9 protein-coding genes are annotated in these 12,325 nt (G+C 68.3%); 8 read left to right on the top strand and 1 reads right to left on the bottom strand.

Going from position 1 to position 12,325, the window contains the following annotated elements; genetic code table 11:
- The first annotated feature begins 22 nt into the window (after positions 1-22).
- The 5 genes from IT40_RS02555 to IT40_RS02535 all read left to right on the top strand — a co-directional run bounded on the left by IT40_RS02555 (position 23) and on the right by IT40_RS02535 (position 6,733).
- Complete coding sequence (locus tag IT40_RS02555) at positions 23-994, top strand: TDT family transporter (RefSeq protein WP_036750183.1); 972 nt, start codon at positions 23-25, stop codon at positions 992-994.
- A gap of 69 nt (positions 995-1,063) precedes the next feature.
- Positions 1,064-2,512: an IMP dehydrogenase gene (guaB, locus tag IT40_RS02550; protein WP_036750180.1), complete on the top strand. Its 1,449-nt coding sequence runs from the start codon at positions 1,064-1,066 to the stop codon at positions 2,510-2,512.
- A 96-nt stretch (positions 2,513-2,608) separates the two neighbouring features.
- The gene (locus IT40_RS02545; RefSeq protein ID WP_036750178.1) at positions 2,609-3,415 is read left to right on the top strand and encodes a lysozyme family protein; all 807 of its coding nucleotides are present in this window, start codon (positions 2,609-2,611) and stop codon (positions 3,413-3,415) included.
- A gap of 66 nt (positions 3,416-3,481) precedes the next feature.
- Positions 3,482-4,633, top strand: a complete 1,152-nt coding sequence (locus IT40_RS02540; protein WP_036750175.1) for an RsmB/NOP family class I SAM-dependent RNA methyltransferase — start codon at positions 3,482-3,484, stop codon at positions 4,631-4,633.
- Positions 4,634-4,690: 57 nt separating this feature from the next.
- Positions 4,691-6,733 (top strand): PAS domain-containing hybrid sensor histidine kinase/response regulator, encoded by a 2,043-nt coding sequence (locus IT40_RS02535; RefSeq protein ID WP_036750172.1) that lies wholly within the window; start codon positions 4,691-4,693, stop codon positions 6,731-6,733.
- Positions 6,734-6,754: 21 nt separating this feature from the next.
- Here IT40_RS02535 and IT40_RS02530 read toward each other — a convergent pair whose 3' ends face one another.
- Positions 6,755-7,339 carry a hypothetical protein gene (locus IT40_RS02530; protein ID WP_036750169.1) on the bottom strand — a complete coding sequence of 195 codons (585 nt, stop codon included), beginning with the start codon at positions 7,337-7,339 and terminating at the stop codon, positions 6,755-6,757.
- A 242-nt stretch (positions 7,340-7,581) separates the two neighbouring features.
- On the opposite strand from IT40_RS02530, the gene recA reads away from it, so the two are divergent.
- The 3 genes from recA (at position 7,582) to IT40_RS02515 (ending at position 11,824) form a co-directional block, all read left to right on the top strand.
- The gene (recA, locus tag IT40_RS02525; protein ID WP_036750166.1) at positions 7,582-8,652 is read left to right on the top strand and encodes a recombinase RecA; all 1,071 of its coding nucleotides are present in this window, start codon (positions 7,582-7,584) and stop codon (positions 8,650-8,652) included.
- 227 nt (positions 8,653-8,879) lie between these two features.
- Positions 8,880-11,537 (top strand): alanine--tRNA ligase, encoded by a 2,658-nt coding sequence (gene alaS, locus IT40_RS02520; protein WP_036750164.1) that lies wholly within the window; start codon positions 8,880-8,882, stop codon positions 11,535-11,537.
- Positions 11,534-11,824 carry a DUF1330 domain-containing protein gene (locus tag IT40_RS02515; RefSeq protein WP_036750161.1) on the top strand — a complete coding sequence of 97 codons (291 nt, stop codon included), beginning with the start codon at positions 11,534-11,536 and terminating at the stop codon, positions 11,822-11,824. The genes alaS and IT40_RS02515 overlap by 4 nt, the downstream gene beginning before the upstream one ends.
- Positions 11,825-12,325 lie beyond the last annotated feature (501 nt).

Genomic DNA, 12,325 nt, shown 5'->3' with positions numbered 1-12,325 from the left:
GAAGGATCAAGGGAGGTCCGTCATGCGCTTCGCCCCACCCCGGCTCAACCCGCCCGGCCTCTGGCGCCGGGTTCCGCCCGCGATCTTTCCGCCGCTGCTGGGCGCGCTGGGGCTTGCCCTGGCCTGGCGCGCGGCGACGGCGCGCTTCGGCCTGCCGCCGGGGCTTTCGGGGATGATGGTGGGCATGGTCGTCGCGGCCTGGGGCTTTGCGGTCCTGGCCTATGGCAGCAAGCTGTTTCGCCGCCCCGCCGTGCTGGTCGAGGAATTGCGCGTCCTGCCCGGCCGCGCCGGCATCGCGGCGGCGCTGGTCGGCATCTATGTCGCGGCGCAGCTGCTTGCCCCCTTTGCGCCGGCCCTGGCCCAGGGGGTGCTGGTCGCCGGCATGGCGGCGCATCTGGCCTTCTGGGCCGTGGCGATCCCGGTCATGGTCCGCATGCCGGGGCAGGGGCGGGTGACGCCGGTCTGGCAGCTGACCTTCGTCGGGCCCATCGTCGCCGCGCAGGCGGCCGCCGGCTTCGGCTGGACGGCGCTGGCCGAGGCGCTGTGGTGGCCGATGGCGGCCATGGCGGGCTTTGTCTGGGCCGTCAGCCTGTATCAGGCCCTGACCGAACGGCTGCCGGCGCCTTTGCGCCCGCTGCTGATGATCCACCTGGCCCCCATCGCCATGCTGGGCAATGTCGCCGCCGCGCTTGGCTGGCAGCAGGTGGCGCTGGGGCTGGCCTGGGCGGCGGCCGCGGCGCTGGTCCTGGCCGCCCTGCGCCTGCGCTGGCTGGTCGAGGCGGGGTTCTCGCCGCTTTGGGGCGCCTTCACCTTCCCGCTGGCGGCGACGGCGGGGCTGTGGACTGCGGTCTCGGGCTTTACGCCGGGCTGGGCGCTGCCGGCGCAGATCCTGCTGGTGACGGCAAGCCTGGTGGTGCTGCCGATCCTGTTCCGGGTCTGGCGCGCCTGGGCCAGCGGCGGGCTGGCCATGAAAACCAACGCGGCCATCGCCTGACGGTCTGGACATTCCCGCCGACGCGTGAAATGGGAAACTGCCAAACGAACCCCTGACAAGGATGCTCCCATGCAGATTCGTGAGGCTTTGACCTTCGACGATGTTCTCCTCGTTCCTGCGGCGTCCTCGGTGATGCCCTCGACCGCCGACGTGACGACCTATGTCACCAAGCAGATCCGCATGAACATCCCGCTGCTGTCCAGCGCCATGGATACCGTCACCGAAAGCCGCATGGCCATCGCCATGGCTCAGGCCGGCGGCATCGGCGTGATCCACCGCAACCTGACCGCCGAGCAGCAGGCCGACGAGGTCCGCCGGGTGAAGCGTTTCGAATCGGGCATCGTCTACGACCCGATCACCCTGACCCCCGACCAGACCATCGCCGACGCGAAGGCCCTGCAGGAGCGCTACAACGTCACCGGCTTTCCGGTGGTGGACGCGGCCGGGCGCGTGGTCGGCATCATCACCAACCGCGACATGCGCTTTGCCAACAGCGACGACATGCCCGTGCGGGCGGTGATGACCTCGGGCAACCTCGCCATCCTGCGCGAGCCGGCCGACCGGGCCGAGGCCATCGACCTGATGAAGGCCCGCCGTATCGAGAAGCTGCTGATCACCAATGCCGAAGGCAAGCTGACCGGCCTGCTGACGCTGAAGGATACCGAGAAATCGGTGCTGAACCCCCTGGCCTGCAAGGACGAGCTGGGCCGGCTGCGCGTCGCCGCCGCCTCGACCGTCGGCGACGAGGGCTACGAGCGCAGCCTGGCGCTGGTCGAGGCCGGGGTGGACCTGGTGGTGATCGACACCGCGCATGGCCATTCCGAAGGCGTGGCGCGCGCCGTTTCCCGCATCAAGGCGCATTCGAACGCGGTGCAGGTCATCGCCGGCAACGTGGCCACGGCCGATGCCGCGCGGGCGCTGGTCGATGCCGGGGCGGATGCGATCAAGGTCGGCATCGGGCCGGGCTCGATCTGCACCACGCGCATCGTCGCGGGCGTCGGCGTGCCGCAGCTGACCGCGATCATGGACGCGGCGCGCGGCGCGGGCGAGGTGCCGGTGATCGCGGATGGCGGCATCAAGTTCTCGGGCGATTTCGCCAAGGCCATCGCGGCGGGGGCGTCCTGCGCCATGGTCGGCTCGGCCATCGCCGGCACCGACGAAAGCCCCGGCGAGGTGATCCTGTACCAGGGCCGCAGCTTCAAGTCCTATCGCGGCATGGGCTCGCTGGGCGCCATGGCGCGCGGCTCGGCCGACCGCTATTTCCAGAAGGACGCGGCCAGCGACAAGCTGGTGCCCGAGGGGATCGAGGGGCAGGTGCCCTACAAGGGTTCGGCCGCCGCGGTGATCCATCAGCTGGTCGGCGGCCTGCGTGCCGCCATGGGCTATACCGGCAACGCCACCGTGGCCGAGATGCGCGGCGGCTGCCAGTTCGTGCGCATCACCGGCGCCGGGTTGAAGGAAAGCCACGTCCACGACGTGCAGATCACCCGCGAAAGCCCGAACTATCGGCTGGGCTGATCCGGCCTGCGGCGGGGCCGGCCACGGGCCCCGCTTACCGAATCTTAACCGCCCCGCGCTAGAGACGGCCAGAGAGTCCTTGTCTGTGGCCGTTTCATGTTCCGTCTTGTTGCAATTCTATATGTTCTGGCGCTGGTCCTGGCGCCCATCCGCGCGCTGGCGCTGCCCTCGGCCGATGTGTGCGAATGGGCCGCGCAGCAAGCCGCCGCGGAAAGCGGGGTTCCCGCCGACATCCTGGGCGCGCTGACGCTGACCGAGACCGGGCGCCGCCTGGACGGGCTGGTGCGCCCCTGGGCCTGGAGCGCCAATGCCGAGGGCGAGGGCACCTGGTTCGACGATCCCGCCAGCGCCGTCGCCTTTGCCCAGGATCGTCTGGCGCAGGGGCGCACCAATCTCGACATCGGCTGCTTCCAGCTGAACTATCGCTGGCACGGCGCGCATTTCTCGTCGGTGGCGCAGATGTTCGATCCGCTGGAAAACGCCCGCTATGCCGCCCGCTTCCTGCGCCAGCTGCATGACGAGACGGGCGATTGGCGGCAGGCGGCGGGGGCGTTCCATTCCCGCACCCCGGTCCATGCGCAGCGCTACCTGGCCCGTTTCGACACGCTGCTTCAGATGCTGCGCGAACGGGGATTTTCGGGCATGGCGGATTCGCCCGAGACCTATAACAGCTTCGCCGCGATCGGCACCGCCCGTCGCAGCCGGGTGCGCGAGCGGGTGATGCTGCTTGGCGCGCCCCTTGGCAGCGATGTGACGGGGCGGCCCGGCTCGTTGGCGGTGCTGGCCGCGGGACGTTCGCCCCTGGCGGCGGGGGGTGGGCCGATGATTGCGATCCGCCTGGCCGGGGCCGATGACGAAGGCGCCTTGCTCTGGCAGCCGGGGGCGGTGGCCCGGCGGGATTGACAAAGCCTCGCCGGCACCTTTTCTGGACCCCATCCGCCACCTTCCGCGCCTGGGACGCTGCCTGACATGACGCCCGCCGCCCGTGCCGCCGCGGCCATCGCCATCCTTGACCGCATCCTTGACGGGCAGGCCGCCGAAGCGGCGCTGATCCGCTGGGCGCGCGCCAGCCGCTTTGCCGGCTCGGGCGACCGCGCCGCGGTGCGGGATCTGGTCTTCGACGCCCTGCGCCGGCTGCGGTCGCGCGCCGCCCTGGGCGGGGCGCTGTCCGGGCGCGGGCTGCTGCTTGGCATGTGCCGCGACGAGGGGCTGGACCCGGACGCGCTTTTCACCGGCGAAGGCCACGGGCCGCCGCTGCTTTCGGATGCCGAGCGGGTGGCGGGGCACGCGCCCACGCCGGACGAGGCACTGGACCTGCCCGACTGGCTGCTGCCGCTGTGGCGCAAGGCGCTTGGCCCGGATGCCGAGCCCGTGGCGCTGGCCATGCGCGAGCGTGCGCCGGTCTGGCTGCGGGTCAACCTGCGCCGCGCCGATCCCGCCCGAGCCGTCGCCGCGTTGGCCGGGGAGGGCATCGCGGCCGTGCCCCATCCCGACCTGCCGACGGCGCTGCGCATCACCAAGGGCGCCCGGCGCCTGGCCGCCAGCCGCGCCTATCGCGAAGGGCTGGTCGAGTTGCAGGATCTGTCGCCGCAGATGGCCTGCGCGGCCCTGCCGGCGCGGGGCAGCCTGCTGGATTTCTGCGCCGGCGGCGGCGGCAAGGCGCTGGCGCTGGCGGCGCGGGGCGCAAGCCCGGTCGTCGCGCATGACATCGACGCGGCGCGCATGGCCGACCTGCCCGCGCGCGCCGAACGGGCGGGGGTGCGCATCCGTCTGGCGGCGCCCGGCCAGGTGGCGGGCCGCTTCGACACGGTCGTCGCGGACGTGCCCTGTTCGGGCAGCGGAACCTGGCGGCGCAGCCCGGATGCCAAATGGCGCCTGACCCGCGACGATCTGGATCGGCTTGCAAGCCGGCAAGCCTTGATCCTGGAGCAGGCGGCGGGCTTCGTCGCCGAAGGCGGGCACCTGGCCTATATGACCTGCTCAGTCCTGGCCGTCGAAAACGACGAGCAGGTGCAGGGTTTCCTGGCGCGCGATCCCCGGTTCGAGCAGATCCTGGCACGGCATTTTTCCCCGCTTTCGGCCTCGGACGGCTTTTATCTGGCGCTGATGCGCCGCCGTTAACCCTCTGTTAACGCGCATGCGCTATGCAGCGGAAAAATGCGGGTTGCGAGGGGCTGGATGAATTCGGAACGGGCGGAATCCCTGCGTGCGGCGCAAATCCTGTTGCCTTTCCTGACGCTGCCTGCGGTGGTCGGGGCGCTTTGGCTGGCCTTGCAGCCCCAGCATGCCGCGGGGGGCGCGACCTTCCTGGCGGTGGGGGCGGCCGTGACCGCCTGGTATCTGCTGGGGGGCGCGCTCTCGGTCCGCCATCTCTGGCGCGGGCTGGCGGTGCGGCGTGACCTGAACCAGGTGCTGCCGGCCGTCCTGGACCATGACCTGCCGGCCTTTGCCGTCGGGCCTGACGGCCTGGTCCTGGCGCAGAACCAGGTGGGGCTGGACAGGATCGGCGACCTGGTCGGCCGGCATGTGCAGGATGCGCTGGGCCGGCGCCATGCCGATCCGAAGACGCTTTGGAGCGACCTTGGCCTTGGGCTGGCGCGCAGCGGCAGGGTGCGCGCCGATCTGGGCGATGCCGGCGAATATCTGGTGACGCGGCGGGCCGGCTCGGCCATCCAGCTGTGGCAGGCGGCCGCGCCCGAGCGCCCGGCACCGCCCCCCGCCCCGCCGCCGCGGGCGGATGGGGACGATTTCGACCTGCTTCCCGTCTCGCTGCTGATCCTTGATCCGGCCGCCAATATCGTTCGCGCCAATGCTGCCGCCTGCGCCTTGCTGGGGGGGCCGGTGCTGGGCCAGAACCTGGCGACGCTACTGGACGGGCTGGGGCGGGAACTGGCGGGCTGGATCTCGGATGTCAGCGCCGGCCGCACGGTCGGCGGCAGCGAGGTGCTGCATGTCAGGGCCGAGGGCCCGGACCGTTTCGTGCAGCTGTCGCTGACCCGCGGCCGGGACGAACATGTGACCGCCGTGCTTTCCGATGCCAGCGCGCTCAAGACGCTCGAGGCGCAATTCGTGCAAAGCCAGAAGATGCAGGCCATCGGCCAGCTTGCCGGCGGCATTGCCCATGATTTCAACAACCTGTTGACCGCGATCACTGGGCATTGCGACCTGCTGATGCTGCGCCACGACAAGGCCGATCCCGATTATGCCGACCTGGACCAGATCAGCCAGAACGCGAACCGGGCGGCGGCGCTGGTCCGGCAATTGCTGGCGTTTTCGCGCAAGCAGACGCTCAAGCCGCAGATCATGGACCTGCGCGACACGCTTTCGGAGCTGACGCATCTGCTCAACCGGCTGGTGGGCGAGCGGATCGTGCTGACCTTCGACCATGATCCGGCCCTGCGGATGATCCATGCCGACCGCCGCCAGCTGGAGCAGGTGATCATGAACCTGGTGGTGAATGCCCGCGATGCCATGCCCGAGGGCGGCGACATCGCCATCTGCACCGACAATCTCCGGCTGGAGGCCAGGACCGAATTCGGCCGCGCCACCCTGCCGGCCGGGGACTATGTCCGCGTCCAGGTCTGCGACCAGGGCTGCGGCATCGCCGCCGATGACCTGGCCAAGATCTTCGAGCCCTTCTTCACCACCAAGCGCACCGGCGAGGGGACGGGGCTTGGCTTGTCCACCGCCTATGGCATCGTGAAGCAGACCGGCGGCTATATCTTCTGCGACAGCACGCCGGGCGAGGGCAGCTGCTTTTCCCTGTTCTTCCCGGCCCATGACCGCGGCAACCCCGAAGAGGTGCAGGCCCCGGCCCCCTCCGGGCCGATTCGCGCGCGCCGCGACGTCGAGGCGACGGTCCTGCTGGTCGAGGACGAGGCGCCGGTGCGGGCCTTTGCCAGCCGGGCGCTCAAGTTGCAGGGCTTTGACGTGCTCGAGGCCGCCTGTGCCGAAGATGCCTTGTCGCTGCTGGCCGACCGGCGGCTTGTGGTCGACGTCTTCGTGACCGACGTGGTGATGCCCGGCATGGACGGGCCGGCCTGGGTGCGCACCGCGCTGCGCGACCGGCCCGGCACGAAGGTCATCTTCATGTCGGGCTATGCCGAGGACATCTTTTCCGAGGGACGGCCGCCGGTGCCGGGTGCGGCCTTCCTTGCAAAGCCGTTCTCGCTTTCGGACCTGACCGCGCTGGTGGCGCGACAATTGGAGGGCGGTGGCTAGACCCCCTCGGGTGCGGGTGGATCAAAGCGTATCGTAAAGCGCGAAATCCCGCGCCATGACCTTGCGCAGCAGGGATTCCTGCTGGGCATTCAGGCTGACATCGACCGCCGGAGGCACGTTGACGCGGGGCAGGCTGATCGCGCAATCCAGCCGATCCTCGAGGAAATGGGTGAAGGCCTCCATGTCCTCGTAGCGAAAGATGCGATCGATGCGATCCGCTTCCGCGGTCAGGAAATCCGCCTGGGCGCCGACGCGGGCGATGTCGGGCCCTGCGGGATCGGCATAGGCCTGCGCGAAATCCGCGAAGTTGAGGCCGATCATGGCATGGTTCGGGTCTTCGCCGTCGTCGCGCAGGCGAAAGCGATACCAGCTGCGCAGCCATCCGATCGGTTCGCGCATCAGGGCGATGGTGGTGAATTTCTCGCCGGTGACGGAATGCAGCCAGGGCTCGATATGGCGGCGATAGGTGCGCAGATCGGCGTGCTTCAGCTCGGCCGGGCGCTGGACGGCGACATTGGCGAGGGGCTCGAGCGCGGTCTCGACCGCGGTGGATCCTGCTTTCGGCGTGGCCAGGAAAACCAGCCGTCTTTCCCAGAATATCAGCATTTCCTGCAAACTTTCAGCCATTGCGGCACGGCGCGGGATAGCCATTCGCCCTGGGAGTGTAAACCGTTTCTTAATCCTTTTGCGGCATCCTGGCCCAGGAAGGAGAGAGAGATCTTCCGATTCGCGAAGCAGGACTTGCATTTCCGCGCAATGATGCGCAAATAGGAACATCCCGTGAACAAAAGGGCGGGCGGGCGCTGATTGCCCCGGATGGCGGGGTGTGAAATAAGCATGAGGACCGCATGGCAGGGGCAACACTTTTCGACATGAACGACAAGCGATCCGCAGACAAGCAGAAGGCGCTGGACAGCGCGCTGGCCCAGATCGAACGGCAGTTCGGCAAGGGCTCGATCATGAAGCTGGGCGCCGACAACCCGGTGGCCGAGATCGAGGCCACTTCGACCGGCTCGCTGGGGCTCGACATCGCGCTGGGGATCGGCGGCCTGCCCAAGGGCCGGATCATCGAGATCTTCGGGCCGGAAAGCTCGGGCAAGACCACGCTGACGCTGCATGTCGTGGCCGAGGAGCAGAAGAAGGGCGGCGTCTGCGCCTTCGTCGATGCCGAACACGCGCTGGACCCGCAATACGCCAAAAGGCTGGGCGTCAACCTGGACGAGCTGCTGATCAGCCAGCCCGACACGGGCGAGCAGGCGCTGGAGATCGTCGATACGCTGGTGCGCTCGGGCGCGGTCAGCCTGGTCGTGGTCGATTCGGTGGCGGCGCTGACGCCGAAATCCGAGATCGAGGGCGACATGGGCGACATGCAGATGGGCAGCCAGGCCCGGCTGATGAGCCAGGCGATGCGCAAGCTGACCGCCAGCATCGGGCGGTCGAACTGCATGGTGATCTTCATCAACCAGATCCGCATGAAGATCGGGGTGATGTTCGGCAGCCCCGAGACGACCACCGGCGGCAATGCGCTGAAGTTCTATGCCTCGGTGCGCCTGGACATCCGCCGCACCGGCTCGATCAAGGACCGGGACGAGGTGACCGGCAATGCCACCCGGGTCAAGGTGGTGAAGAACAAGGTCGCGCCCCCCTTTCGCGAGGTCGAATTCGACATCATGTATGGCGAGGGCATCTCGAAGGTCGGCGAGTTGATCGACCTGGGCGTCAAGGCCGGCGTGGTCGAGAAATCGGGATCCTGGTATTCCTATGGCGACGAGCGCATCGGCCAGGGTCGTGAAAATGCCAAGCAGTTCCTGCGCGACCATCCCGACATGGCCTATGCGATCGAGGACAAGATCCGCGCCAGCCATGGGCTGGACTTCGGCGTCAAGGATGACGGCGACGAGGTGATGGCCGAAGACTGACCCCCCGATCGGGTCGGTGTCCGAGACGAGGCACGGGGGCTTTGCCCCCACGCTTCCTGCGCCCCTGGATGGGGCGCAGGAAGCGTTCCCCCAGGATATTTGCACAAGGAAGAAACTGCCGTCGGTGCCAGGCCATGCAGGATTGCTGGACAGCCGCCATGGCTGGGGCTAGACCGGGCGGCACACCGGTTCTGGCCGGAAAGACCGCTTTGCGATGAAGGCCCGATATGCCCAGCTTGAATGACATCCGCTCGACCTTCCTGAACTATTTCGAACGCAACGGCCACAGGGTCGTCGAGTCGAGTCCCCTGGTGCCGCGAAACGACCCGACCCTGATGTTCACCAACTCGGGCATGGTGCAGTTCAAGAACCTGTTCACCGGGGTCGAGACCCGCGACTACAAGCGCGCCACCACCGCGCAGAAATGCGTGCGCGCCGGCGGCAAGCACAACGACCTCGACAATGTCGGCTATACCGCGCGCCACCATACCTTCTTCGAGATGCTGGGGAATTTCAGCTTCGGCGATTATTTCAAGGAAGGCGCGATTCCCTTTGCCTGGGAGTTGCTGACCAAGGATTTCGGCATCCCCAAAAACAAGCTGCTGGTCACGGTCTATCACACCGATGACGAGGCGGCGGACATCTGGAAGAAGGTCGCGGGGCTTTCCGACGACCGCATCATCCGCATCCCCACCAGCGACAATTTCTGGCAGATGGGCCCGACCGGCCCCTGCGGCCCCTGCACCGAGATCTTCTATGACCATGGCGAGCAGATCTGGGGCGGCCCGCCCGGCTCGGCCGAGGAGGACGGCGACCGCTTCATCGAGATCTGGAACCTCGTCTTCATGCAGAACGAGCAGTTCGAGGACGGCTCGATGCGGGCGCTGGACATGCAGTCCATCGACACCGGCATGGGACTGGAGCGGATCGGCGCGCTCTTGCAGGGCAAGCATGACAATTACGACACCGATCTGATGCGCAGCCTGATCGAGGCCAGTGCGCATGCGACCAGCGCCGACCCCGACGGCCCCGGCAAGGTACATCACCGCGTCATCGCCGACCATCTGCGCTCGACCAGCTTCCTGATCGCCGATGGGGTCATGCCCTCGAACGAGGGGCGCGGCTATGTGCTGCGCCGCATCATGCGCCGCGCCATGCGTCACGCCCATATGCTGGGCGCCAAGGATCCGGTGATGCACCGCCTGGTCCCGGCGCTGGTGCGCGAGATGGGCGCCGCCTATCCAGAGCTTGGCCGCGCGCAGGCGCTGATCGAGGAGACGCTGAAGCTGGAGGAGACCCGCTTCAAGCAGACGCTGGACCGCGGCTTGCGGCTGCTGGACGACGAGCTGGCGAAGCTGCCCGAGGGGGCGAACCTGCCGGGCGAGGCGGCCTTCAAGCTTTACGATACCTATGGCTTCCCGCTGGACCTGACCCAGGACGCGCTGCGCGAAAAGGGCCGCGCGGTCGACACCGCCGGCTTCGATTCGGCGATGGCCGAGCAGAAGGCCAAGGCCCGCGCCGCCTGGGCCGGCTCGGGCGAGACCAAGGACGCCGCGATCTGGTTCGACATCGCCGAAGAACATGGCGCGACCGAGTTCCTGGGCTATGACACCGAGATCAGCGAGGGCCAGATCCTGGCGCTGGTGCAGGATGGTGCCGCCGTCGAGGAGGCGGGCGAGGGCCTGGCGGTGCAGATCGTGGTGAACCAGACGCCCTTCTATGCCGAATCCGGCGGCCAGGTCGGCGATACCGGGCTGATCAAGACCGAGACCGGCGCCGCGCGCGTGACCGACACGAAAAAGACCCGCGGCGTCTTCATCCATATCGCCGAGGTGACGCTGGGCACGATCCAGCGCGGCCAGGGCGCGCAGCTTTCCGTCGACCACGACCGCCGCAGCGCCATTCGCGCCAACCACTCGGCCACGCATCTGCTGCACGAGGCGCTGCGCCGCGCCCTGGGCGAACATGTCGCGCAGCGCGGCAGCCTGAACGCGCCCGACCGGCTGCGTTTCGACTTCAGCCACGCCAAGGCGATGACGCCCGAGGAACTGGTGCGGGTCGAGCGCGAGGTGAACGACTTCATCCGCCAGAACAGCCCGGTCGAGACCCGGATCATGACCCCGGACGACGCCCGCGCCCTGGGGGCGCAGGCGCTGTTCGGCGAGAAATATGGCGACGAGGTGCGCGTGGTCTCGATGGGCGATCTGCCGGGCTCGGGCAAGGGCACCGGCGGCCAGACCTATTCGCTGGAGCTTTGCGGCGGCACGCATGTCGCGCGCACCGGCGACATCGGCATGTTCGCGCTGACCTCGGAAACCGCATCCGCCGCCGGCATCCGCCGCATCGAGGCGCTGACCGGCCAGGCGGCGATGGACGAGTTGCGCCGCGTGGATGGCGAACTCAATGAAATCGCCGGCATCCTCAAGGCGCAGACCGGCGACGTGGTGAACAAGGTTCGCGCCCTGGCCGATGAGCGCAAGGCGCTGGCCAACGAGGTTGCGCAGCTCAAGCGCCAGCTGGCCATGGGCGGCGGCTCCGAGGACAAGCCGCGTGAGATCAACGGCGTCAAGCTGATCGCCCGCCGCGTCGAGGGGGTGAGCGGCAAGGAGCTTGGTCCGCTGGTCGACGAGATGAAGTCGCGGCTTGGTTCGGGCGCAGTGGTGGTGCTGGCCGAGGCGGACGGCAAGGCGACGGTGGCGGCCGGCGTGACCCCTGACCTGACCGGCCGGATCAGCGCCGTCGAACTGGTGCAGGCCGCGACGGTTGCGCTTGGCGGCAAGGGCGGCGGCGGCCGGCCCGACCGCGCCCAGGGCGGGGCGCCCAGCCTTGCCGCTGCCGACAGCGCGATCGCTGCCGTCGAAACCCTGATCGGAGAGAAAGCATGACCGCGCTGTGGATCGCCCATGTCAACGTGACCGACCCCGAGGCCTATGGCGAATATGCCCGGCTGGCGGGTCCGGCGATCGCCGCGCATGGCGGGGTCTTTCTTGCCCGCGGCTCGCGCTATGTACAGCTTGAAGGCAAGGACCGCGCCCGCAACGTGGTGGCGCGCTTTCCCAGCGTCGAGGATGCGGTGGCCTGCTATCGTTCGGCCGAGTATCAGGCGGCGCTGGACCACGCCCGAGAGGCGGCCGAGCGCGATCTTGTCATCGTCGAGGAAAACCCGGCTTAGCCGGTTTAGTCACCGCATTTGGTGGATCGGATCACCGATGAATCCATGTGGGTCCGACCTCCAGGGGTTGCCGATGCATTCGCACGGCGTGAGGACGCTCAGCGTCATCTTCACGCCCTGACAGTTGCGGAACCCCGCGGCTTCGATCCCGCCTTCGGCCGCGGCTAGTTGCAACATGCCGCGGCGCCAGTTCTATGCGGACAGATAGACGCGCGATGTGATCAGCCCCCGCCTTGATATAGAGTTCGGTCACGACCTATAGCGTGCGTTGAACTCCGGCAGGCCGAGGCAGGGCCTTTCGAAAGGGGTGACGGCCTGTCTGATGCTGGTCGCAGGCAGGCATTTCGCGCCGCGGATTTCGATCTTCCCGATCGGCATGCAGGAGATCCCCTGCGTAGCGCCGGGGCGCGCAAAGTCGGCAAGCGCCAGGCCGATGCCGAAGGCAGGGTCGGAAGCATACGGCTTGGGCGTCACCCGTGGCACAGCGTCCGGGTATCTCTT

It is taken from the genome of Paracoccus versutus (genome assembly GCF_000763885.1).
GTDB lineage: Bacteria > Pseudomonadota > Alphaproteobacteria > Rhodobacterales > Rhodobacteraceae > Paracoccus > Paracoccus versutus.
This window is presented reverse-complemented; position numbering and strand designations above follow the sequence as displayed.